Origin of the sequence: Nocardiopsis sp. NPDC058631 (genome assembly GCF_042716955.1) — a bacterium.
Taxonomy (GTDB): domain Bacteria; phylum Actinomycetota; class Actinomycetes; order Streptosporangiales; family Streptosporangiaceae; genus Nocardiopsis.
Genome location: NZ_JBHXQY010000081.1, coordinates 1 through 23,954, shown reverse-complemented (window position 1 = coordinate 23,954; position 23,954 = coordinate 1). Strand labels below are relative to the sequence as shown.

The following is a 23,954-nucleotide window of genomic DNA, read 5'->3' as shown; positions in this document are numbered from 1 at the left end:
GATGGTGGCACCCCCCGACAGACACTCCGAGCTGTTCACCGGGACAGCGCTCACCGTCTTCCGTCTCAACGGGCAGCTCCTGTCGGTGGCCGAGGAGCTGGCCCGCTCGGCCGGGCTCACCGCCGCCCGCTGGCAGATACTCGGCGCCGTGATCGACCGGCCCCTGCCGGTGTCCGCGGTCGCCCGCCGGTTCGGCACCAGCCGGCAGAGCGTCCAGCGGATCGCCGACCTGCTGGTGGAAGGAGGGCTTGCCGAGTACCTCCCCAATCCGGCGCACAGCCGGGCCAAGCTGCTCGCGCCCACTGAGGAGGGCCTGGAGGCCCTGAGGCGGATCGACCCGGACCACGGCAGGGTCGCCGACGCCCTGGTCGCCGAGCTGGGAGAGGACGGCGCCGAGCACGCGCTGGAGTCACTGCACCGGCTCTCCCGGGCACTGGACCGGATCGGGGAGGGGTGAGGGCGGGGCAGTATCGTCCCTTGCACGGCCCGCCGGGCTCGCCCCGCCGTCCGCGTCCAGGGGGTCCGCGGGGCACACCCCGGCCCCGCGGACCGGGCCCCTCACACAGCCGAAGGAAACCGCCATGATCGACCTGCGCTCCGACACCGTCACCCGTCCCACCCCGGCCATGCGCCGGGCCATCGCCGAGGCCGAGGTCGGCGACGACGTCTGGGGCGAGGACCCGACCGTCAGAGCCCTGGAGGAGGAGACCGCGGACCTGCTGGGCAAGGAGGCGGCGCTGTACGTGCCCTCGGGGCACATGGCCAACCAGCTCGGCCTCTACGTGTCCACCCGCAGCGGCGAGGAGGTGTGGGCGCACGAGCACCACCACCTCATCGGCGACGAGCAGGGCGCCACGGCGGTGCTCGCCCGCGTGCAGCCCCGGCTGTACTCGGACGGGACCTCCCCCACCGACGGGCTGCTGGAGTCGTGGATCGGGGGCCGCGGCGACATCCACCGGGCCGAGCCCGCGCTGGTCTGGCTGGAGAACACGTTCACCGGGCGGGTGGTACCTCTCGCCGAACAGGCGCGGGTGACGGGGTTCGCGCACCGCCACGGGCTGCGCGCCCATCTGGACGGGGCCCGCCTGTGGAACGCGGCCACCTTCCTCGGCACGGCCCCGGCCGCGGTCGCCGACGGGTTCGACACCGTCTCCGTGTGCTTCTCCAAGGGGCTGGGCGCCCCGGTGGGATCGGCTCTGGCCGGAGACGCCGACACCGTGCTGCGTGCCCGGCGCGGTCGCAAGATGCTCGGCGCGGGGATGCGCCAGGCGGGCGTCATCGCCGCCGGGGCCCTGTACGCGCTGCGCCACCACCGGGAGCGGATGGCCGAGGACCACGGGCGGGCCTCCGCCCTGGCCGCGCGGATCACCGAGCTCTCCGGTCTGACGGCGCGGGCGCAGACCAACATGGTGCTCGTCGAGACCCCCGCGGGCGAGGGGGGCCGGTACGCCGAGGCCTTCGCCCGGCACGGGGTCGCGGGCCTGGGAGGCGGCGCGTCGATCCGCCTCGTGGTGCACCTGGAGATCACCGACCGCGATGTCGAGGACGCGGCCAGGGGGGTCGCCAAAGCCGTCGCGGAGCTGTGACCTCCCCCGCCGCCCAGGTCAGTGCGGGGGAGGCGGCTACACTGTGCCGATCCCGCACGCTGCCGGACCGACCGTTCCCCTGCCGGACCTCACATCGCGTAGTAGCATTTCGCGTATGACATTGTCGTACTAGAGAGTGGTAGCACCACAATGCCGGGACGAATCCAGTCGATCGAACGCGCAGCGGCCATCCTCCGGATCCTGGCCACGGGCTCGCGGGGACTGAGCCTGGCGGAGATCTCCCGGTCGCTGGAACTCCCCAAGGGCACCGCGCTCGGTATCCTGCGCACCCTCCAGCACGTGGGATTCGTCGAACAGGACCCCGAGTCGGGCCGCTACCGTCTGGGCGGGGGCATGCTCAGCCTGGGCACCCGCTACCTGGACGGCAACGAGCTGCGCACGCGTGCCCTGAACTGGGCCGACAGCCTGGCCTCGCGCAGCGGTGAGAGCGTGCGCATCGGGACCCTGCACAAGCACCAGGCCCTGGTGGTGCACCACGTCTTCCGCCCGGACTCCTCCCGCCAGACCCTCGACGTGGGCACGCTGCTCCCGCTCCACGCCACCGCCATCGGCCGGGTCCTCATGGCCTTCGACCCCCTGGCGGTGCCCGAGGAGGACACCGACGCCGTCGAGCCGGGCGGGCCGGTGACCCTCCCGTCGTTCACCCGGCACACCGTCACCTCCCCCGCAGCCCTGGAACGACTGCTCGACGAGGTCCGCGAGAACGGCTGGGCCTGGGAGGTCGAGGAACTCGTCGAGGGCGAGGTGTCGATCGCCGCGCCCATCCGCGACCGGCGCGGCACGACGGTCGGCGCCATCGGCGTGCGCGGCGCTGTCGAGCGCCTGCGCGGCGACGGGGGCCTTCCGGACATGGAGCAGGTCTCGTACGTGCGCGACGCCGCGAGGGCCGTCTCCCGGGACCTGGGCGTCACCCCGTACTGAGCCGCTCCGCCGCGTTCCTCCCCCATCGCCCCGCGCTGTCCCCGCGCGGTGACTTCCGTGTCCCGTCCCTTCCCTGGCACCGTTGGTCGGCAGGCCACGTGACCCACGCGACACGATTGCGTCACACGGTATTGACATGGGAAGGAAGAACTGATGAAACTAACGCCTACCCATACGTCAATGTCGTACAACGTGCGGGGATGACCCGTGTACGTGTGTGTCCGTCCCCATCCCGAGCCCTCCACTTTGAAGGCGAGCAATCGATGAGTCAGCAGTACGTCGCCGCGATCGACCAGGGCACCACGTCGAGCCGCTGCATCCTCTTCGACCGGGACGGACGCATCGTCTCTGTCGACCAACGCGAGCACAGGCAGATCTTCCCCAAGCCGGGGTGGGTCGAACACGATGCCGACGAGATCTGGACCAACGTCGAGGTGGTCGTCCAGAAGGCCCTGGAGAAGAGCGACATCACGCCGGACCAGGTCGCCGCGATCGGCATCACCAACCAGCGCGAGACCACCGTGGTCTGGGACCGGGAGACCGGCAAGCCCGTCCACAACGCCATCGTCTGGCAGGACACCCGCACCGACGACCTGGTCCGCGAACTCGCCGCCGACGGCGGCCAGGACCGGTTCCGCGAGAGGTCCGGCCTGCCCCTGGCCACCTACTTCTCCGGCCCCAAGCTGCGCTGGCTGCTCGACAACGTCGACGGGCTCCGCGAGCGCGCCGACCGCGGCGAGGTCCTGTTCGGCACCATGGACACGTGGATCATCTGGAAGCTGACCGGCCGCCACGTCACCGACGTGACCAACGCCAGCCGCACCATGCTGATGAACCTGGCCACCCTGGAGTGGGACCCCGAGACCCTCGCCGCCCTGGACATCCCCGCGGCGATGCTGCCGGAGATCCGCTCCTCGTCGGAGGTCTACGGTGAGGCCCGCGGCTACCTGGCCGGCACCCCCGTCGCGTCCGCGCTCGGCGACCAGCACGCCGCCCTGTTCGGCCAGACCTGTTTCGACCCGGGTGACGTCAAGGGCACCTACGGCACCGGCACGTTCCTGGTGATGAACACCGGCACCGAGCCGGTGACCTCCGAGAACGGTCTTCTCACCACACTCGGCTACAAGCTCGGGGACCAGCCGGCCGTGTACGCCCTGGAGGGCTCCATCGCGGTCACGGGGTCACTGGTGCAGTGGCTGCGGGACAACCTCGGTCTGATCTCGTCCGCGCCGGAGATCGAGACGCTGGCCCGCACCGTGGACGACAACGGCGGCTGCTACATCGTTCCCGCGTTCTCCGGCCTGTTCGCCCCGCACTGGCGCAGCGACGCCCGGGGCGTCATGGCGGGCCTGACCGGGTACGTCACCAAGGGACATATCGCGCGCGCCGTCCTGGAGGCCACCGCGTGGCAGACCCGCGAGGTCGTCGACGCCATGAACGCCGACGCACGGATCGACCTGACGACGCTCAAGGTGGACGGCGGCATGACCGCCGACAACCTGCTCATGCAGATCCTGTCCGACGTCCTCGACGCGGAGGTCGTACGGCCGATGGTCGCCGAGACCACCTGCCTCGGCGCCGCCTACGCCGCCGGACTGGCCGTGGGCTACTGGCCCGACGTGGAGACGCTGCGCGCCAACTGGCACAAGGCGGCCGAGTGGAACCCGCAGATGGAGTCCTCCGTCCGCGAACGGGAGTACCACAACTGGAACAAGGCCGTGCGACGCACCCTGGACTGGGTGGAGCACGAGGAAGCGTAGGGCGGGACGGACTCCGCCCGAACGACCGCCTCCCAGGGGTGCCACGGCTGCCACCTGAACCCCTGGGAGGCGGTACCGGGGGCACGGAAGCGCGCCCCCGACCCATCTCAATCCTGTGACGGGTGTGTCTGATTATGCCCGCGTCCGGCGTGTGGTCGCGCCCCGCGGGCACACCTGACCTCCCGTGACCCGGCTGCCCCTCACCGGGGCGGAGGTCCTCATGGTCTACCTGGCAGAGTTCGTCGGAACGGCGATCCTCATCCTTCTCGGCGGCGGTGTCGTCGCAGGTGTCTCCCTCGCCCGCTCCAAGGCCCTCAACGGGGGCTGGATCGTGGTCACGTTCGGCTGGGGTATGGCGGTCGCGGTCGCCATCTACGTCGTCGGCTCCACGAGCGGTGCGCACATCAACCCCGCGGTCACCCTCGGTCTGGCCAGCATCGGCGAGTTCGACTGGGCCCAGGTGCCCGGCTACATGCTGGCGCAGCTGGCCGGTGCGTTCACCGGCGCCGTCCTGGTCTACCTGGCCTACTTCGCGCACTGGAAGGTGACCGACGACCCGGACGCGAAGCTGGGCGTGTTCAGCACCGCCCCCGCCGTGCGCAACCCGGTCGCCAACCTCGCCACCGAGATCATCGGCACCGCGATGCTGCTCCTGGGCGTGCTCGGGATCGGCGCGAACTCCGGCTTCGTCTCCGCGGACGAGGCGGATCTGAGCGGCCTGTTCACCAACGGCATCGCCCCGCTGATGATCGGCCTCCTGGTGCTCGCGATCGGCCTGTCGCTGGGCGGGCCGACGGGCTACGCGATCAACCCGGCGCGTGACCTGGGCCCGCGCCTGGCACACGCGGTGCTGCCGATCCCGGGCAAGGGCGGCTCGGACTGGGGGTACTCCTGGATCCCTGTCGTCGGTCCGCTGGTGGGCGGCGTGCTCGGCGCGTGGATCTGGAAGCTGACCGGTTTCGGGGGCTGACCCCTCCTCCGGGACGGGGGCGTCCGGCGTTCGCGCCGGCACGCCCCCGTCGCCGTGTCCGGGACCGGCGCGTGCCGACCCTCACCCGCGGTCCGTGCCGCCGGGCCACCCGGCCCGCAGCGCGGTGAGCAGGGCGTACCACTCCGCTGACACGAAGAGCAGCGGCCCGGCCCGCCGGTTGCGGGTGTCGCGCACGGCGTGGGCCCCGGGGAGGTCGGCCACCTCCAGGCACTCGCCCTGGTTGGGCTGGCTGTGGGAGGACTTCCTGAACAGGGCCGCCGAGGAACCGTTCGCGCTACGCCCCAAGGTGGACCTTCCTGAGGTACTCGAGCGTCTCCCCCGGTCGGAGCGCGACCAGCCGGAGGTGGTTGACGATGTTCTGGTAGCGCACCACCTCGTCGGGCTCCTCCAGATAGATACCGTCGGTGTCGGTCTCCAGGTAGACGACCATCGGGTCGATGGACTCGGGGAACCCCATGATCACAAAGGGCCCTCCGGATCCGGGGTTGAGCTTGGTGGCCAGGGTCATCTGGACGGTGATGTGGGGGCGCTCGGCCATCTCCACGATGTGCGCGACCTGGATCCGCCGGGCGTCCGGGAAGTCCCGCAGCCGCAACAGCGCCCCCTCGTCGAAGATCGCGTAGAGCTCCGGGGGGTCCTCGTCGTCCAGGATGCGCTGACGGGTCATCCTGGCGTCCGTCACCCTGCGGATGTCCTGGGGAGCGGCCATCGCGGCCAGGGCCGTCACCCTCATGTACTCGGGTACCTGGAGCAGGCCCGGAAGGACGAGCGGCTGCCAGGTGGTGATGGAGCACGCCTCGGTCTCGAAACCGACGTAGCGCGCGGCGAGGACGTCGCGGTAGCGGGTCCACCAGCCGCGTTCGAGCGCCTGCCGGCACAGGTTGAGGATCTCGTCGTACTCCTGGCCGGGTCCGGCTCCGAAGGCGTCCAGGACGGCGCGGACCTCGCTGAGTCTGGGGCGCTTCTTGACTCCGGACTCGATGTTGGAGTAGGTGGACTTGGACAGGCCCGAGGCGGCGGCGGCCTCTTCGCTGGTCTTCCTCGCGGCCAGCCGCAACCGCCGGAGCTCGGCGGAGAGGCGGCGGCGCCGGATCGTGGGTGAGTACCTGGTCGCCATGATGTCCCAATCGTAGGACTCGGGGTGTCCTTCGAGTGGGGCAATCCGGGGAACCCGGGACCCGAAACCTCCCACCGGCCGGAAGAGCGGGGCTGCGACTCCCTCGGAACGGGATTCCAGGTTTTCGCTTGATGGATTCCCGCCCCTTCCCCCACGGGCGCGTCCCGACCGACGGAGGCCCGGCAAGCACAGACCTGTGGTCGATCTCCACGCACAGGATTCGACAATGCCGCACATCAGACACGTTCCGAGTTCACATCACTCCCTCCAGTCACACCCGTAGCGCGTTGATCCTGTCAGGTCCGACTGTTGAGCGGCAGCAGCCCCGTTGCCTGACCTCAGATCACACTTGCGTTCGGCATTGTCGTATTATGCAGGCGACACACGTCTGAAGGGGCCCAGCCCGTTCAGACGCTCGCGGAGCCCCCGCCATCCCTCCATACGGACGGAGCACCAGCCATGACCACCAGCGCCCGCCAGAACGACATCTCCTCCGCTCGCTCCCGCACCCGGGACGAACTCACCCGGGGAACCTTCGACCTCCTCGTCGTCGGCGGCGGCATCCTCGGCACCTCCGCCGCCTGGACCGCGACACAGGCGGGGCTCCGGGTGGCCATGGTCGACTCCGGCGACTTCGCCGGGGCCACCTCCAGTGCCTCCTCCAAGCTGGTGCACGGCGGGCTGCGCTACCTCCAGACCGGCAACGTGCGCCTGGTGGCGGAGAACCACCGGGAACGCCGCTCCCTCGCCTCCGACGTGGCCCCGCACCTGGTCAACCACATGCCGTTCCTGGTGCCGGTCTACTCGGGCGGCCCCCACGGTGCCGCGAAGATGGGCGCCGGGGTCTTCCTGTACTCGGCCCTGTCGGCGTTCGGCGACGGGATGGGGCGCCTGCTCTCCCCCATCCAGGCCAAGCGGCTCGCGCCCGGGCTGCGCACCGAGGGCCTGCGGTCGGTCGCCGCCTACAGCGACCACCAGATGAACGACAGCCGGATGGCCGTCATGACCGTGCGCGCCGCCGCCGACGCGGGCGCCGTGGTGCTCAACCACGCCGAGGTCGTGAGCCTGCGCACCACGCGGGGCAGGGTCACCGGCGCCGATCTGCGCGACCGCGTCGGCGGCCACGAGTTCGGGATCGACGCCCGGCTGGTCCTCAACGCCACCGGGCCGTGGGTGGATCACCTGCGACGGATGGAGGACCCCGCCGCGGGGCCCAGCGTGCGCCTGTCCAAGGGCGCCCACCTGGTCCTGCGCACCCCGGAGCCGTGGCGCGCGGCGCTGACCATCCCCGTGGACCGGTACCGGGTGTCCTTCGCCATCCCCTGGGAGGGGAGGCTGCTGCTCGGCACCACGGACGAGGAGTACACCGGCGACCCGGCCGACGTGGGGGTGGTCCCCTCCGACGTCGAACAGATCCTGGGCGAGGCCGCGGTGGGCATCGACGCCCCCTACCTGGACGCCTCCCAGGTGACGTACTCCTTCGCGGGCCTGCGGGTCCTGCCCGGTGGCCCCGGCGGCACCAGTTCGGCCAAGCGGGAGACCGTGGTGAGCCAGGGACGCGGCGGGATGCTGTCGGTGGCGGGCGGCAAGTGGACGACCTACCGGCACATCGGCCGTACCGTCCTGGAGGAGCTGCGCAAGGTCACGGCGGTGCCGTTGGGCGAGGACATGGTCGACCCGCTGCGCACGGTGCCGCTCCCCGGCCTGGCCAGCCCGGACGCGGTGACCCAGCGGCTCATCATCGACCGCGAGCCCGGCACCAGGCTCGACCCGCTGGTCGCCCGCCACCTGGCGTCGCACTACGGGAACCTGGCGATGGACATCGCGGCCCTGGTGCGGGACACGCCGGACCTGGGCGCGCGCATCCACCCCGACGGACCCGACATCTGGGCGCAGGTGGTCTTCGCGCGGGACCGCGAGTGGGCCGTGACCGTCGACGACGTGCTGCGCCGCCGCACCACGGTGACCGTGCGCGGCCTGGACACCCCGGAGGTGCGCAGGCGCACGGAGGAGCTGCTCGGGGGCTGAGCCGTACCGGAGCGGCCCCGGGCCGACCGGGAGCCTGTGGCCCGCCCGGGGGCCGCTCCGGCCGGCCGGGGCCCCACGGGGCACGGGGCCGGGGGTGCGCCTGCGGCCGCCGGCCCCGGACACGCGAACGCCCCGGAAGGCTGTGCCTTCCGGGGCGTCCTACGACGTTCTACGTTCTAGAGCGCAACGACGTTCTCGGCCTGCGGGCCGCGGGTGCCGGCAACGATCTCGAACTCTACGCGCTGGTTCTCCTCCAGGTTGCGGAAGCCGCTACCCTGGATGGCGCTGTAGTGAACGAAGGCGTCGGGGCCGCCGTCGTCGGGGGAGATGAAGCCGAAGCCCTTCTCGCCGTTGAACCACTTCACAGTTCCCTGAGCCATGTTCTCTCCTTCAGCTCGGTGTACACGAACGCATACTCACGTCCGATAATTGCCGCGAGCCGACTCCAAGAGAAACCGCCCGCCGGTCACAAACTCCGCGGGCAAGACACCAACTGCGAAATTCAACGACTAACAATCTTCACTGAACTTACCACAGCCCAGCCAACTCGCGAAGGTTTTCGGTGTGGCAACCCGCACGGCCCCGTCAGGAATACCGGCGGGCGGGGAGGGAACCACGCGCGACCCCGGCACTCGTCACCGGCGTGTCGCGTTCTGTTCGCGGACCTGTCACCGGTGTGTCGTTCGAGCACGTCAGCGCGGACGGGAGTGCGCGCGCCCGTCGGCACCGCCCCGCACTCACCGCCGCCGCGAAGCCCCGTGGGAGGTCCCGCGGTACCGCCCGCCCGGGGGCGCGGACCGCACCCGGACACGCCCGGGGAACGGCCCCGGGGGACACGGTCCGGAACCCGCCCCGCGCCGCCGACTGCGCTATCGCGGGCACACCGGAACGATCCACACTGCTTTCGTCGGCGAATTCCGTTTTCGGTCGACGCCTACCACCGCCGCGGCGCCCGGAGAAGCGCCCGGCTCCGGTGGGAGCGGCGCCCGTGTCCGACCGCCCCCACCACGCGCGCCGCCGCGCGACCCCCTCCGTCCCGAGCGGGCCGGACGACCGCCGTGGCGCGCACGGACTACCCCTGGTCGATCCCGACGAAGTGCCCCTCCTCCACCTCGATCAGGGGCGCCGAGTCGTCGTCGGCCGCCACCGGCAGGACGACGTCCTCCGGCGGGTTGGCCGCCAGCTCGGCGTCGACCTCCGCCCAGGTGCGGTGCAGCTGCGGCACGCACGACAGGAGGTGGCGGCTGTACGGGTGCAGCGGGTTCTCGAACACCCTGAGCGTGGGACCCATCTCGGCGATGGCGCCCTTGCGCAGGATCACCGACCTGTCGCTGACGTAGTTGCCGAGCGACAGGTCGTGGGTCACGAACAGGATGCCGAGCCCCCGCTCCTTGAGGTCGCTGAGCAGGTTGAGCACGTCGATGCGCGTGGACGCGTCCAGCATGCTGATGATCTCGTCGGCCACCAGGAGCTTGATGTCCAGGAGCAGCGCCCGCGCGATCAGCACGCGCTGCAACTGGCCGCCGCTGAGCTGGTGGGGGTACTTGCCCAGGACGTTGCCCGGGTCCAGCCGGACCGTGGCCAGCGCGGCCAGGACCCGGTCCCGCCAGTCCGCGTCCGAGACCCCCGGGAAGTAGGAGGTCCGGATCATCTCGAAGACGCGGTCGGCCTTGAAGATCGGGTTGAAGCAGCTGAACGGGTCCTGGAAGACCCCCTGCACCCTGCGGTAGTACTCCTTGCGCGCGCTGTGGCCCCGGATGGTGGTGATGTCGGTGCCGTCGAACGTGATGGTGCCGCTGCTCGGCTTGGACAGGCCCAGCACCATCTTGCCGAGGGTGCTCTTGCCGCTGCCGCTCTCACCGATGAGCGAGACGACCTCGCCCGGCTCCACCTTCAGGCTGACGTCGCGCACCGCGCGCAGGCGTCCGCCGCCGAACGCGCCCACCCGGTACACCTTGTGCACGTGACTGAGTTCCAGCACGGTCTACCTCACCCCGTCTTCCAGCAGGCGGCCCAGTGGCCGGGTTCGATCTCCAGCAGCGGCGGCTGTTCGGAGCACTTGGAGAAGGCCATCGGGCAGCGGTCCTTGAACCGGCAGCCGGTCGGCGGGTTCAGCAGACCCGGCGGGGTCCCGGGGATGCCCTCCAGCCGTCCCTGGTCCCTGGTCGACCCGACCTCGGGGAGCGCCGAGATGAGCATCTGGGTGTAGGGGTGCCGGGGGGCGTTGATGATGGTCTTCGCGGGGGCCTTCTCCGCGATCCGGCCCGCGTACATCACCATGACCGTGTCGGCCATCTGGTACACCAGCGAGATGTCGTGGGTCACGAACACCATGCTCTTGACGTACTCGCGGTCGCGGAACTCCACCAGCGACTCGGCGACCGACCGCTGCGTGGACACGTCCAGCGCGGAGGTGACCTCGTCGGCGATGAGCAGCGACGGGTTGAGCAGCGTGGCCATCACCATGACGACGCGCTGCTTCATGCCGCCGGACAGCTCGATCGGGAACCGGTCCAGCACGTCCGCGTCGAGTCCGACCAGTTCCAGGCGCCGTGTGAGCTCCTTGGAGATGTCGGCCGGGCGGACCCCGCGCGAGCGCAGCAGCTCGTTGATCATCCGCCCGATCTTGCGGGTGGGGTTGAGCGCGCTCATCGCGTACTGCGGGATGAGCGAGATCTCGTGGTACCGGAGGGGGACCATCGCGTCGTCGTCCGCGATCGGGACGTCCTTGCCGTCCAGCTCGATGGTTCCGCCGACGTGGCGCATCCGCGAGTCCAGCCGGATCAGGCTCTTGCCCAAGGTGGTCTTGCCGCAGCCGGACTCCCCCGCCAGGCCCATGATCTCGCCGTCGGCGAGGTCGAACGTGACCCCGTCGAGGGCGTGGACGTCCCCGCGGAGGGTCTGGTAGTAGACCTTCAGGTCCTTGACGCGCAGGGTCATTACAGCTCCCGCAGCTTGGGGTTGAAGACCTCGTCCAACCCGACGTTGAGGATGTACAGCGAGCTCACGATCACCGTGATGCCGAGGCCCGGCGGAATGAACCACCACCACATCCCGAACTGCAGGGCGCTCCACGCGACGGCGTTCTCCAGCATCAGGCCGAGGGACACCCCGTCCGAGGGGCCGAGCCCGATGAAGTCCAGGCCCGCGGCGATGAGGATGGCGCCGCCGAACAGCAGGATGAAGGACATCACCAGGTAGGAGCTCATGTTCGGAGCGATCTCGGTGGTGATGATCTTCCCGGTGCGCCGGCCGCTGAGACGGGCCAGGTCCACGTAGTCGCGGGTGGCCAGCGACAGCGCCTGCGAACGGACCGCGCGGGCGGCCCACGGCCAGGAGGTGAGGCCGATGAACAGGCCCTGGACGAACACGCCGCGCGCGTCCAGGTAGGCGATCGCGACGATCAGCACGACCATCGCGGGCAGGACCAGGACCACGTTCGTGAGCATGTTGAGGATCTCGTCGACGATCCCGCCCTTGTAGCCGGCGACGAACCCCACCGTGGTGCCGATGACGAAGGCGATGCCGCCGCCGAACACGCCGATGAGGAACGTGCTGCGCACCCCGAACACGAACTGCGCCCAGATGTCCTGGCCGAAGGTCGTGGTGCCCAGCCAGAACTCGCCGTTGGGCGGCTGGCTCTTGGGGCCGACGTACTCGTTGGGCCCGTGGTCGACGAACAGGGGGCCGATGATCCCGAGCAGGAGGAACACGAGGACGATGCCCAGGCCGATGAGCAGCTTGGGGTTGCGCCTGGCGTAGTGCAGTGCCTCGGAACCCTTCCGCGCCACCGGTTCGGCTGTGGTCTGGGCTCCGGGCGTCCCAGCGACGTTGGTCATGACGAGCCTCCCGTCATCTGGACCCGGGTGCGCGGGTCAACCAGGACGTACACGATGTCGATGATGAAGTTGGCGATCAGCACCCCGACGACCACGAACAGGAAGATTCCCTGGAGCAGGAAGAAGTCCCGGCTGTTCAGGGACTGCAGGATGAGGGTGCCGAGGCCGGGGTAGTTGAACACGATCTCGGTGAGCAGGGATCCGGCGATGAGCGTGCCCAGCTGCACCGCCAGACCGGTGATCTGCGGCAGCATCGCGTTGCGGAACGCGTAGCGGCGGACCAGCTTGCGCGGGGCTCCGAGGGCCTGGAGGTAGTTCGAGTAGTCCGCCTCCAGCTCGTAGATGATCATGTTCCGCATACCGATCGCCCATCCGCCGAGTGCCACGACGAACATGGACAGGAACGGCAGGAACCAGTGGGAGATCAGGCTGGAGATGAACAGCCAGCTGAAGTCGGGGCGCAGGGAGAAGCTGTACCCGCCCGAGACGGGGAAGATCCCCGCGACGACGCCCAGGCTCCAGGCGAGCAGCAGGGCCAGCCACATGTAGGGCGTGGCGGTCAGGACGTACCCGAGCGGCAGGATCGTGTTGTCGAGGATCTTGCTCCGGGCGGCGAAGGCCCCGAAGCGGTTGCCGACGACCCAGCTGAGCAGGATCGCGGGGAGCAGGACGGCCAGGGTGTAGGGCACCGAGCGCAGGATGACGTCGGTGACGGGTTCGGGGTAGAGCATCACGCTGATGCCCAGGTCGCCCCGGAACAGGCCGGCCCAGAAGCTGAGGTACTGCTCGTACAGCGGCGTGTCGAGGCCGAAGACCTCGTTGTAGTAGGTGGTCATGCGTTCGAGGGCCTCGGGGTTGCCGACCGAGGCTCGCGCGAGCATGCTGCGGACGGGGTCGCCCGGCATGAAGCGCGGGATCATCCAGTTGATGGTGACCGCGATGACGAACGTAAGCAGGTAGACGAAGAGCTTACGGCCGATGTAGCGCCACACACGTTCCTCCAGGTGATGGCGGCGGACAGTCGAGGGCCCCCGGAGGGGGCACGACGGCGGACCCGTGAAGGGTGAAGGGGTCCGTCTCGCGCCCCTCGTCCGGGGCTCCCCGGCCGGGCTGGTACTCCGTGCTCCGGCCGGGGTGGGGGCGGTCTGCGTGGGCGGCGGGCGGCGGGGCGCCCGCCGGGCCCCTACTCGACCAGTTCGATCTCCGCGAGAGTGCGGATGGCGCCCATCTCTAGCCAGCCGTTCCAGAGCGTCGCGGCGCTCTGCGGAGCACCCTCCTGCTCACTCGGCCAGTTGGTCCAGGTCTCGTTGGTGGACTGCGACCAGAGGCCGTTGTACCAGAGCGGGATGGCCGGGAGTTCGGCCAACTGGATCTCCTGGATCTGCGAGGTGATCTCGGCTGCGGCCTCCACGTCGTCGGCGGGGACGGCGGCCAGCTGCTCGGTGAGCCCCCACACCTCCTCGTTCTCGTACCGACCGAAGTTGACGGTGGTCTGCTGCTCGTTGACGGGCAGCTGGAAGAGGTAGTCGTAGTACGTCCACGGCGTGTTGCTCATCTGGCGCTCGTTGTTGATCACCAGGTCGAACTCGCCCGAGTTGCGGTTCTCGGTCAGCAGGTCCTCCTCGGGGAACTGGGCCTCGACGTTGATGCCGACCGCCTGTGCGTTCTCCGCGATGACCCGTGCGGCCTCCATCCAGTCGGTCCAGCCGGAGGGGACCTCCAGGGTGAGGGCGATGGGCTCGCCGTCGGGCGTCTCCACGTACCCGTCGCCGTCCTCGTCCATGTACCCGGCGTCCTCCAGGAGGGCGACGGACTCGTCCGCGTCGAAGGTGAAGCCCTCCTGGTCGACCAGCTCGTGGTCGATGTAGGCGTCCCACTCGGGCAGAAGGCCCGTCGGGTTGGCCGCCTGGACCAGGTCCGTGTAGGGGCCGGAGATGATCTGCCCCACGTCGATGGACCGGGCCAGCGCCTGGCGGAACTCGACGTCGTCGAGCGGCGCACGGGTGACGTTGGGCACCAGCCACGCGGTGTTCGCGCTCTTCATGTACGGAGGACCGTCGTAGAAGCTGGTGACGTTGGGGTTGCTGTTGAGAACCTGGTCGATGCCGGGGAGGAAGTTGTTGGAGAGGTCGATGTCGCCCTGGTTGATCATGTTCATCGTCACCTCGTTGGAGGCGTTGACGATGTCCACGATGTAGCGGGGCTGCATCTCGAGGTCGAGGGCCTCGGTGCCCCACCAGTCGTCGTTGCGCTCCCAGACCATCCGGTCGTCGGTGTGCGACTCGTAGACGTAGGGGCCGGTGGCGACGATGTCCTCGTTGGCGCTGTCCGTGAGCGCCGTCTCCTCCATGTCAGCCCAGACGTGGGCGGGGAGGACCGGGTTCAGGTAGACCCAGTTCATCCACTCCTGGGGGCGGTTCTCGGAGAAGGTGACGGTCACCGTGCGCTCGTCGGTGGCCTCGGCGCTCTCGACGAAGTTCCAGATGTTGCTGTAGGAGACGGAGCCGAACTGGCCCAGCTCCAGGGTGGCGACGACGTCCTCGGCGACCAGGGGCTCCCCGTCCGACCAGGTGATCCCCTCGCGGAGGGTGATCTCGTGGACGTTCTCCGCGGTCCACTCGTCGCTCTCGGCGAGCCAGGGGACGTACTCGCCCTCGTTGGGGTCGTACAGGAAGAGCGTTTCGTAGGCCAGACCGATCGTGCCGGGCGCGTACTGGCCCTTCATGAGCGGGTTCCAGCTGACCGGCGGGCCCCACGCGGTGCCCGTGGTGTACAGCGTTTCGTTCCGGGGGTACTCCCCGGAACCTTCCTCGTTCCCGCCGCCACCCGAGCACGCAGTGACCGTGATGGCCAGTGCAGCGAGTGCCGCCGGAAGCCGCAGACTTCTCATCCGGACTCCTCCTTATCACCCGGTCGGCCTGTGGGGGGACGCCGCTCCGGGAACCGGAGGGTTGGGAGCGCTCCCAGTAGAGAGAGCACAGGGCCGTTGCTGAACCGGGTAAGTGACGTTAACAACAACACGCCCACGGGACGGCCGTCAATCCCCGACACTTCGGTGTTATGCGCTTGTAACAGCACAGATGCGGGTACGCCAATAAATTCGCCCTCGCTGAACCGGTTCCGCACGCGCCCGCCCGACCGCCGGGCGTAGGGCGGTGTCGCGGCGCGCACGCCGGGTCACGCTCCGGTCGGCCCCGTGCTGGCCCGGGGGTACAACTCGCCCCGGGACGTCTCCCGGTTGCGCACGGGCCTGCCCTCGATCGCGTCGCCGAGCATCGTGGCGGCCGTGCGGCCGTAGGACACGATGTCGCGGGCGATCGCGGTCAGCGACGGCCGCACGAGGCGGCACAGGACGGAGTCGTCCCACGCCACGATCGACAGCTGGGACGGCACGCTGACGCCCATCTCCTGGGCCACTCCGAGCCCGGCCACGGCCATCAGGTCGTTGTCGTAGACCAGCGCGGTGGGGCGCTCCGTCCGCGCCAGCAGCCTGCGCGTCGTCCGTGTCCCGGCCTCGCCCGTGTAGTCGGCGTGCACCGAGTACGCCTCCTCCAGGCCCGCCTGCTCCGCCGCGTCCAGGAACGCCCCGGTCCTCGTCCGCGTGTGCACGAACTCCTCCGGGCCCGCCACCCGCACGATGCGCCGGTGCCCCAGCGCGGCCAGGTAGTGGACGACCTCGCGCATGGCGACGGAGTCGTCGGTGTACAGGCACGGCAGGGAACCCGTCCCCCCGGGGCCGCCCAGCACGACCGCGGGCAGCGACAGCTCCTCCACGACGCCGATCCGGGGATCGTCCACCCGCAGGTCGACCATGATCACGCCGTCGACGCGGCGCTCCGCCGACCAGCGCCGGTAGGCCGCGACCTCGGCGCCCATGTCCTCGGTGACCTGTAACAACAGGTCGTTGTTGGACAGGGCCAGCTCCGTCTCGATGCCCGAGACCAGTTGCATGAAGAAGGGTTCGAGCCCCAGCGAGTGCGCCGGGCGGTCGACCACCAGGCCGATCGCCCCTGTCCGGCCGCCGGGCGAGAGTGCCCGAGCCGGACTGCTGGGCGCCCAGCCCAGGTCGCTGGCGATCTCCAGGATGCGCCGGCGGGTCTGCTCCGAGACCCCGGGGCGCCCGTTGAGCGCGTACGACACCGCCCCCTTGGACACCCCGGCGGCCTTGGCGATGTCCATAATCGTCGGACGTCGCATCAACCCCCCCATTCGCCCCCCTGATCACAGATACTGAACCGGTTAAGCAGACGGCTAGGGAGTGTACTGCATGCCCTCGGCCCCGTCTCACGGTGGGCCTCGCGAGGGCCTGCCGGGTCAGCTCCGCTGGCACCTCGGGCACCAGTAGAGGGTGCGCCCGGCCAGCTCCCCCGCGGCGATCGGCGAGGAGCAGACGCGGCACGGGTCGCCGGTCCGGTAGCAGACGTAGAGCGTGTCCGGCCTGGGAACGGGGAGCGCGTCCGGGTCGGGTCGGTCCTCGGGGCGCGTGGTGATGATGTAGCCGTCACGCACGCCGTCGCGGAGCAGCCGTGCGAGATCGTCCCACAGCGCCGCCCACTGGTCGGCGGTCAGGTCGCGGCCCGGGGTCATCGGGTCGAGCCCCGCTCTGAAGAGCGCCTCGGCGCGGTAGATGTTGCCGATCCCCGCGATCACGTCCTGCCGCATGAGCAGCGCCGCGATGCTGGTCCGGGACCGGCCGACCGTCCGCCAGGCCCGCGCCGGATCGGCGTCGTCGCGCAGGGGGTCGGGGCCCAGCCTGTCCTGGACCGCCCGTTTCTCGTCCTCCGTGACGACCTCGCAGGCCGAGGGGCCGCGCAGGTCGGCCCACCCGGAGGCGTTGACGAGCCGGGTACGCACAGCGCCGACGGGTGCGGGCGGCACGACCAGGCCGTCCCCGTCGCGGACCAGTGCGAGGCGGTCGGCTCCCCGTGCGCGGGGGGCGCCGAGGTGGCGTTCACCGTCGGCGTCGCCGAAGGTCCACGCCCCGTAGAGGCCCAGGTGGACCCTCAGCCACTCACCCGAGTCGAATCCGAGGAAGAGGTGCTTGCCGTGGGCCTCGCTCTCCGTGAGGACGCGGCCGTCGACCCGGGCCGCACCTTCGGCGAAGCGGCCCTGGGGGCTGGTGGCGCGGACCGTCCCACCGCCGAAGGCCTTCTCGAAGTGCGCCGCCAGACGGTGCAGCGTGTGACCCTCAGGCACCGTGTTCCCCTCTCCCCTCAGCCCTGCCGCAGCGCGGACCTCCGCGTTCCGGGCACGTCCGTCCCAGGGTAGTGCGGTGCGCACTCCGCCCCGCGCCGGTCAGTAGGCGGCGAGGATCTCCTCGACGAGGGTGCGGGGATCGGCCAGGCAGCGCCAGGCGGGGACCACCACCACGGGGTCTCCGGTCGCCCGGTTGAGCGCTTCCCCCCTGGAGAGCAGGTGGCGCAGGGCACGCCCGTCGGGCTCGCGGTCGAGCAGGAGCAGCAGGCGTCGCGAGCCGAACCGGACCACCATGTCGGCGGTCCCCCCCTCGACGGTCTGCTGGAGCGTCACGCCCGTGCCGACGGCCCGCAGTTCCTCCAGCAGCACGGCGGCGGCCGGATCGGAGCCCATCACACAGGTTCCCGTGACCATGGCGTCCAGTTCCCCCAGCGGGCCGTCGTCCCCCGACCAGTACCCCCGGTCGCCCACCACCACGAGCCGCTGCCGGGTCCTGGTGAGCACCGAGGACCACAGGTGGCCCATGCCCCGGATCCGGCGCTCGGCGATCGCGGGCGCACCGGCGGCGAGCATCGGTGAGAGCACGGTGACGTCCACGGCGGTGTGGTCCCCGTCCAGGAGGTCCGGGCCACCGACCCGCACCTCGTGCAGCAGGACGCGCTGACGCAGCAGGCGGCGGATCAGGGCGACCTGGGGCTGGGTCGGCGCCACGACGGCGACCACCCGACCCCGGGGCAGGCGGTTGTCGATCTCCCCGACCACCACCGCCACCCGGTACGCCTCGTCGCGGTTGACGTAGGAGGCGCACGGTGCCGCCTCGCAGGTACCGGTGACGTCGCGCCACTCGAACGACGGCCCGCCCTGCGGGTCGGGGCTGGTGCGCACCACGATCCTGCCGTTGTAGCAGTGCCGGGACGCGGTCTCGGCGAGCCGGGGCGACCCCCCGTCGTGCTCGTCCAGCCACAGCATGGTCGGCGCCGCCCTGGAGAGGGCACGCATCGCGGATCCGGACCCGTGGCGCAGGCCCCGGGCGTCGAGCTGTTCGGGGGCCAGTCCGGCGGCGGCCAGGGCGCGGCGCTCCTCGTCGGGTTCCAGGGTGCTGACCGGTCCGGGGTGCGCGGGGTCTCCGAACACCACGGCCCGTCCGGCCCGGTAGAGCGCCGGCAGCAGTTCGGCGACCCGGGTGCGCTCCGCGCCGAGGACGACGACCAGGTCGAACAGGCCCGCCTGCGACGGCAGCGCTCTCACCTGGTCGGTGCGGCAGATCCACGCGGGGAGTGCGTCCAGCAGGTTGCCGACCCCGGGCCACCCGTTCCCGTGGTGCCAGTTGAGGCTCTCCAGACGGTTCTCGATGGCCGCCCGCCCGCGCCGGAGGCGGGGTTCGGAGACCGCCCGGAGGCAGGCGGCGCTGGACCTGCGGTGCCGGGCGAGCGCGTCGGCGAGGTCGGCGGTGAGCTCTCCCAGGGGCGCGCACCGGGTGCGCCGGTCCACCGCGGAGCGCCACTCGCTCTCCATCCGGGCGATGGCGCCCAGGTGGGCGAGGTTGTCCGGGTCGGTGTTGACGCCCAGCTCGCGGCGGATGGCCCCGCGGTGCTGGAGGCCGACGAAACCCCCCGCCCCGGCGCGCTCGGCCCGCTGCAACCAGTACTCGGGGCCGCCGCGTTCAGGGGTGAAGAGGGTGTCGGGGTCCCAGCCCCGGGCGATGCGGCGTCCGCGTTCCTCCGCCAGGTGGGCGAGGGCGTGTCCGCCGGAGGCCATCGTGTCCATGTCCCTCCACACCTGGCGGACCCTGGCCCAGTCCTCGGCGAGGGCGGACCAGTGTGCGGTCGGGTCGTCGCCCGCGGGGCCGGAGGCGGTGGCGGTGGCGAGCAGGGTTCCGGCCTGCTCGGTGAGGAGTCTGTTGAGCGTGCGCACCTCGCCGGAGCGGTGTCCCGACCTGCCGACGCGCACGACGGGGTGCGCGGGCGAGGTGTCGGCCCTGGCCGTGGTCTCCTCGATGTCGGTCTCGGTGCGGCCGCAGACGAGGACCCGCTGACCGTTGCTGACGGCGGTGCGGACGATGGCGTCCACCAGGTCGTGCGCACCGCTCCCCGGTGGGGCGGCGGCCACGGTGAGCTGCTCGCTCATGGCGGCGCACAGAACCGCGTACTGGGCCTGGCCGAGGGGGGTCACCGAGACCGGGACCGTGGCGTCGTCGGTGCCGTCCGCTTCCTGCACGGTGTCGCGCGCGGCGCGGCGGGCGGCCCGCCCGCCCCTGAACAGCCGGCCCGGGGCCCCTGCGGGATCGGCCTCGGCCCGCCGTACGGCAGCCTGACCGAGCAGGGTCTCCAGGGCGGTCCCGGTGATGTCGTCGGGGTTGAGGCCGGCGCGGTCGGAGGGGTCGAGGTCGGCGAGGACGCCCTCGACCGTCCCGGGTTCGGCGTCGTCGGTCTCGGCCTGCCCGCTGGGCCCGGCCAGGAAGAGCACGGCGACGTTGTGCGCACCGCCGGTGGCGGCACGCGGGGCGCCCCGCATCCCGAGGGGGTCGATGTCGTCGACGCGCTCGATCTCCAACCGCGCGAGGAGTGCGCGGACCTTGGCGGCGAGACCGTCGACCGCGGCGGGGCGGCGCACGGAGTCGGGGGCGCCGGACCGCAGGCGTACGCGGAGCTCGAACAGGTCCTCGGGGTCGGTGATGCCGAGGCGGTTCAGGAGGGCGATGTTGACGTCGGGCGGTCCGACCGCCCTGACCAGGGGCCCTTCGGGTTCGCGGCGGGTGTCGTCGAGGTCGTCCACGGCCCGCACGTCGACGGTCAGCAGAGGCAGCGCGACCCGGTCCGCGCCCTCGCCGAGGACGACGAGCGGGTACCCGTAGCGCAGCGCCTGCCCCCTGCGCCGGGCCAAGCGCAGGACACGGGCCGACTCCGGGGCCGACCGGAGGGTCTCCCCCGCTCCGCTGAACAGGACCTCGGGGCCGCCGGGCAGGCAGGAGCAGGTGTCGGAGCCGAGGCGGTCGGCTCCGACGACGTGGGTGTGCACGGCCTCGCGGCGAACACAGGCCCGCAGGTAGGAGAGGAGGGAGCGCACCTCGGAGCAGTCGATGGGAGGCTTCCACCGGAGCGACGCGGCGCCGACCCCGGACCGGCCCGGTTGTCCGGGGTCGGGGACCGCTCCGGGGATCCCGGTCACCCTTCCCGGGACGGCCCCGTCACCGATCTCCTCCGCGTCGTCCCGTAGTGACCTCACTTCGTCCTCCGCGCCCCTCTTGCGTGATCAAGCGGTCACCCCCCGCTATCGGGGTCCATTGTGAGGGATGAACCGCCCCGGGATCCCCGGAACGCCGGAAACCACCCCCGATTTTCGGCGTGTACGGCACCAGGGATCCCGCGACCCGGGTGAGGGACGCACGCCTACCGCCCCCGGACGCCGCGGACGCGGAGGGCGATCCAGAGCTCGACCCGGTAGTCGGGGTCGTCGAGGTCCCCTGGAAGCAGGTCCCGGATGCGGTTCATCCGGTAGCGGAGCGTGTGCCGATGAATGCCGAGCGTGTCGGCCGCGGAGTCCCAGCGGCCCGAGGCCGCGAGGTAGGCGCGCAAGGAGGCGAGCAGTTCGGCGGCGGTGCGCTCACGGAGGAGCGGTGCGAGCAGGTCGCCCGCCATGCGCGCCCCCTCGGGGCTGTCCGCCAGGCCGAGCAGCCCGCCGGGCAGGTCGCCGGCACGGACGATCCGGTCCTCGGCGCCCGCGGCCTCCAGCGCACGCTCCGCCTGGGACACCGCCGAGGCCAGATCACCGTAGTCGGCCGGGTCGCTCACCCCCACCGGCCCCTCCAACACCTCGCGGATCACCCCCTCACCGGTGTCCGCGTGCGCGAGCAGCAGGGCCCGCCCCCCGCTCTCGGTGACCAGGACCCCCTCGGGAGGGTGCGCGGGACCGAACCCGCCGGCCGCGGCCACCACGACCGGCGCGGCCGGCAGTGTCTCCCGCAGCCGCCCGGCTCCCGGGTGGAGCGGGTCCAGGGCCCCGGTGAGCAGGGCGGAGAGCACCCCCTCGTGCACCCGCGCGGTGCGGCTGTGCGCGGTGCGCTCCAGTTCCAGGGAGAGCAGCGACGCCGCCGCGTTGACCAGGGTGCGCTCGTCCGGGCCGAGTACCCCACCGGTGCCGACGACCAGGAACCCGCGGACCTGGCGGCCCGTCGCCAGGGGCTGCGCGGAGACCTGTCCCCCGACGGAGGTCAAAGAGACGCTGGCACGCGTGCCCGCGTCCCGCAGACGGTCGAGCTCGGGTCCCAGCCCCGCCGCGCGCCCCGCCGCCGACGCGGGCGCCGCGTGGCGGACGGAGCCGTCCGCGGACAGCAGCAGCACCCAGGCGCCGAGGTCGCGGGCCAGCAGGTCCACGATCGCCGGGGCCCCCGTGAGGGCGGCGCGGGTGAGCCCCCGCTGTGCGGCGAAGGCCCGGCTGAGGCCTTCGTACTCCTCCTTGGCCAGGAGGCGCGACACCTCCTTGCCGACCGCGATGAAGGGGGTTTCCCTGCCGACCTCGACCAGGGCGAGCCCGTACTCGTCCGCGGCCCTGCGGAGCGGTTCGGGGGTCTCCTCCAGGACCACTCCCACGCCGAAGCCCAGGGCCGTGATCCTCCTCCGGGCCAGGCGCCGCGTGTAGTCGCGCAGGTCGGGGACTCCGCCCGCCCAGCGCACACCCGTGGTGAGGAGGAGCTCACCACCCTCCAGATAGGGGGTGGGGTCCTCCAGCTCGCTGACGGCGACCCACTCCACGCGCCGGTCCGGGTCCTCCTGCCCGGCGAGCAGGCTCAGCCGCAGGTGCGGCGTCCGCAACAGGGCTCCCAGAGTCGGGGGCATCCCGGTCTCCCTCCATACGCGCCCATCGTCCGCACCCTGCCTCGATGGCGCAATGCTCGCTGTCGATTATCCACTGTGTCCATGCGGGACCCGCTCCGGCGGTCCTAGTGTCAGGCGAGTCGGGGAGCCCACCCCCGACAGGTCCACGCCCGTTCCGCACCCCGTGCCCACCGCAGAAGGAGGCAGCCGCATGGCAGCGACCGAGGTCGTCCAGTCCCGCCGGATCGTCACCGAGATCCCCGGCCCCACGTCCCGCGCGATCCAGGAGCGCCGCAGCTCGGCCGTCGCCCGGGGCGTCGGCAGCGTCCTGCCCGTCTACGTCGAACGTGCGGGCGGCGGCATCGTCGAGGACGTCGACGGCAACGCCCTCATCGACTTCGGGTCCGGCATCGCCGTGACCAACGTCGGCAACGCCGACCCGCGCGTGGTGGAGCGGGCCGCCGAACAGCTCGCCCGGTTCACCCACACGTGTTTCATGGTGAACCCGTACGAGGCGTACGTGGACGTGTGCGAGGCCCTCAACCGGGTCACCCCGGGCGACCACGAGAAGCGGTCCATCCTCCTCAACTCCGGCGCCGAGGCCGTCGAGAACGCGGTGAAGATCGCCCGCAGTGCGACGGGCCGCCAGGCCGTCGTGGTGTTCGACCACGCCTACCACGGCCGCACCAACCTCACCATGGGGCTGACCGCGAAGAACATGCCCTACAAGCAGGGGTTCGGACCGTTCGCGGGCGAGATCCACCGCATGCCCATGGCCTACCCGTACCGCTGGCCGACCGGACCGGAGAACTGCGGGCCCGAGGCCGCGGCCATGGTGGGCGAGCAGATCACCAAGCAGATCGGTGCCCGGAACGTCGCCGCCGTGGTGATCGAGCCGATCCAGGGCGAGGGTGGTTTCATCGAGCCCGCACCGGGCTTCCTGCCCGCGGTGGCCGGGTTCTGCCGCGCCAACGGGATCGTGTTCGTGGCGGACGAGGTGCAGACCGGGTTCGCGCGCACCGGGGACATGTTCGCCTGCGACCACGAGGGCGTCGTCCCCGACCTGATCACGACCGCCAAGGGCATCGCGGGCGGCCTTCCGCTGGCCGCGGTGACCGGCCGCGCCGACCTGATGGACGCCGTGCACAGCGGCGGCCTCGGCGGCACCTACGGCGGCAACCCGGCGGCGTGCGCGGCGGCGCTGGCGGCGCTCGACGCGATCGAGTCCGACGGCCTGGCCGAACGCGCGCGGGAGATCGGCGAACTGATGCTGGGACGCCTGCGCGAGCTGGCCGCCCAGCACGACGTGATCGGCGACGTGCGCGGGCGCGGGGCGATGATCGCGATCGAGCTGGTCACGGGCGAGGACAAGGCCCCCGCCACCGAGGCGCTCGCCAAGGTCCTGGCGCACTGCCACTCCCAGGGGCTGATCCTGCTCAGCGCGGGCACCTACGGAAACGTCATCCGGATGCTGCCGCCGCTGGTCATCGGCGACGACCTGCTGCACGAGGGCCTGGACATCCTGGCCGAGGCCTTCGACCGCCTCTGACCCGGTCCCGGCAGCGGGGCGGGGGGGGGGGGCCCCCCCCCCCCCCCCCCCGGGGGGGGGGGGCCCCCGCGGGGGGGGGGGTTGGGGGGCGGGGGGGGAGGGAGGGTGAAGGGGGGGGCGCGCCGGGGGGAC

19 protein-coding genes are annotated in these 23,954 nt (G+C 71.5%); 7 read left to right on the top strand and 12 right to left on the bottom strand.

Annotated features, from left to right (window positions below; all coding sequences use genetic code 11):
* The first annotated feature begins 1 nt into the window (after position 1).
* From ACFWTE_RS22650 to ACFWTE_RS22630, 5 genes are all read left to right on the top strand, one after another.
* Positions 2–457: a MarR family winged helix-turn-helix transcriptional regulator gene (locus ACFWTE_RS22650; RefSeq protein WP_378781789.1), complete on the top strand. Its 456-nt coding sequence runs from the start codon at positions 2–4 to the stop codon at positions 455–457.
* 124 nt (positions 458–581) lie between these two features.
* Positions 582–1,586 (top strand): threonine aldolase family protein, encoded by a 1,005-nt coding sequence (locus ACFWTE_RS22645; RefSeq protein ID WP_378781774.1) that lies wholly within the window; start codon positions 582–584, stop codon positions 1,584–1,586.
* 150 nt (positions 1,587–1,736) lie between these two features.
* Positions 1,737–2,528: an IclR family transcriptional regulator gene (locus ACFWTE_RS22640; protein WP_378781772.1), complete on the top strand. Its 792-nt coding sequence runs from the start codon at positions 1,737–1,739 to the stop codon at positions 2,526–2,528.
* 263 nt (positions 2,529–2,791) lie between these two features.
* Positions 2,792–4,288: a glycerol kinase GlpK gene (gene glpK, locus ACFWTE_RS22635; protein ID WP_378781769.1), complete on the top strand. Its 1,497-nt coding sequence runs from the start codon at positions 2,792–2,794 to the stop codon at positions 4,286–4,288.
* A gap of 220 nt (positions 4,289–4,508) precedes the next feature.
* Positions 4,509–5,258 carry an MIP/aquaporin family protein gene (locus ACFWTE_RS22630; protein ID WP_378781787.1) on the top strand — a complete coding sequence of 250 codons (750 nt, stop codon included), beginning with the start codon at positions 4,509–4,511 and terminating at the stop codon, positions 5,256–5,258.
* 81 nt (positions 5,259–5,339) lie between these two features.
* Here ACFWTE_RS22630 and ACFWTE_RS22625 read toward each other — a convergent pair whose 3' ends face one another.
* Both ACFWTE_RS22625 and ACFWTE_RS22620 read right to left on the bottom strand, forming a co-directional pair.
* Complete coding sequence (locus ACFWTE_RS22625; protein ID WP_378781767.1) at positions 5,340–5,564, bottom strand: DUF397 domain-containing protein; 225 nt, start codon at positions 5,562–5,564, stop codon at positions 5,340–5,342.
* Positions 5,554–6,396, bottom strand: a complete 843-nt coding sequence (locus tag ACFWTE_RS22620; RefSeq protein ID WP_378781766.1) for a helix-turn-helix domain-containing protein — start codon at positions 6,394–6,396, stop codon at positions 5,554–5,556. Before ACFWTE_RS22620 ends, ACFWTE_RS22625 begins: the two co-directional genes overlap by 11 nt.
* Positions 6,397–6,855: 459 nt before the next feature.
* Between ACFWTE_RS22620 and ACFWTE_RS22615 the strand changes: the two genes are divergently transcribed.
* Complete coding sequence (locus tag ACFWTE_RS22615) at positions 6,856–8,424, top strand: FAD-dependent oxidoreductase (protein WP_378781764.1); 1,569 nt, start codon at positions 6,856–6,858, stop codon at positions 8,422–8,424.
* Positions 8,425–8,600: 176 nt separating this feature from the next.
* Here ACFWTE_RS22615 and ACFWTE_RS22610 read toward each other — a convergent pair whose 3' ends face one another.
* From ACFWTE_RS22610 to ACFWTE_RS22565, 10 genes are all read right to left on the bottom strand, one after another.
* A complete protein-coding gene (locus ACFWTE_RS22610) occupies positions 8,601–8,804 on the bottom strand; it encodes a cold-shock protein (protein ID WP_267948388.1) in 204 nt (67 codons plus the stop codon).
* Positions 8,805–9,496: 692 nt separating this feature from the next.
* Positions 9,497–10,405: an ABC transporter ATP-binding protein gene (locus ACFWTE_RS22605; RefSeq protein ID WP_378781762.1), complete on the bottom strand. Its 909-nt coding sequence runs from the start codon at positions 10,403–10,405 to the stop codon at positions 9,497–9,499.
* A gap of 8 nt (positions 10,406–10,413) precedes the next feature.
* Positions 10,414–11,364 carry an ABC transporter ATP-binding protein gene (locus ACFWTE_RS22600; protein WP_378781761.1) on the bottom strand — a complete coding sequence of 317 codons (951 nt, stop codon included), beginning with the start codon at positions 11,362–11,364 and terminating at the stop codon, positions 10,414–10,416.
* Positions 11,364–12,263, bottom strand: coding sequence for an ABC transporter permease (locus ACFWTE_RS22595; RefSeq protein ID WP_378781760.1), 900 nt, complete (start codon positions 12,261–12,263; stop codon positions 11,364–11,366). The genes ACFWTE_RS22600 and ACFWTE_RS22595 overlap by 1 nt, the downstream gene beginning before the upstream one ends.
* Positions 12,260–13,255: an ABC transporter permease gene (locus ACFWTE_RS22590; RefSeq protein WP_378781758.1), complete on the bottom strand. Its 996-nt coding sequence runs from the start codon at positions 13,253–13,255 to the stop codon at positions 12,260–12,262. Before ACFWTE_RS22590 ends, ACFWTE_RS22595 begins: the two co-directional genes overlap by 4 nt.
* 191 nt (positions 13,256–13,446) lie before the next feature.
* Entirely contained in the window at positions 13,447–15,153 is a 1,707-nt protein-coding gene (locus ACFWTE_RS22585) for an ABC transporter substrate-binding protein (RefSeq protein WP_378781756.1), read from the bottom strand.
* A 287-nt stretch (positions 15,154–15,440) separates the two neighbouring features.
* On the bottom strand, positions 15,441–16,460 hold the full coding sequence (locus tag ACFWTE_RS22580) for a LacI family DNA-binding transcriptional regulator (protein ID WP_378781755.1): 1,020 nt from the start codon (positions 16,458–16,460) through the stop codon (positions 15,441–15,443).
* Positions 16,461–16,577: 117 nt separating this feature from the next.
* Positions 16,578–17,459, bottom strand: coding sequence for an Fpg/Nei family DNA glycosylase (locus ACFWTE_RS22575; RefSeq protein ID WP_378781753.1), 882 nt, complete (start codon positions 17,457–17,459; stop codon positions 16,578–16,580).
* 99 nt (positions 17,460–17,558) lie between these two features.
* Positions 17,559–20,684: a DNA helicase gene (locus tag ACFWTE_RS22570; RefSeq protein ID WP_378781751.1), complete on the bottom strand. Its 3,126-nt coding sequence runs from the start codon at positions 20,682–20,684 to the stop codon at positions 17,559–17,561.
* Between the two features lie 164 nt (positions 20,685–20,848).
* Positions 20,849–22,294 carry a PucR family transcriptional regulator gene (locus ACFWTE_RS22565; protein ID WP_378781750.1) on the bottom strand — a complete coding sequence of 482 codons (1,446 nt, stop codon included), beginning with the start codon at positions 22,292–22,294 and terminating at the stop codon, positions 20,849–20,851.
* 190 nt (positions 22,295–22,484) lie between these two features.
* Here ACFWTE_RS22565 and gabT point away from each other — a divergent pair, with 190 nt between their 5' ends.
* Positions 22,485–23,822, top strand: a complete 1,338-nt coding sequence (gene gabT, locus ACFWTE_RS22560; RefSeq protein ID WP_378781748.1) for a 4-aminobutyrate--2-oxoglutarate transaminase — start codon at positions 22,485–22,487, stop codon at positions 23,820–23,822.
* The last annotated feature ends 132 nt before the right edge of the window (positions 23,823–23,954 follow it).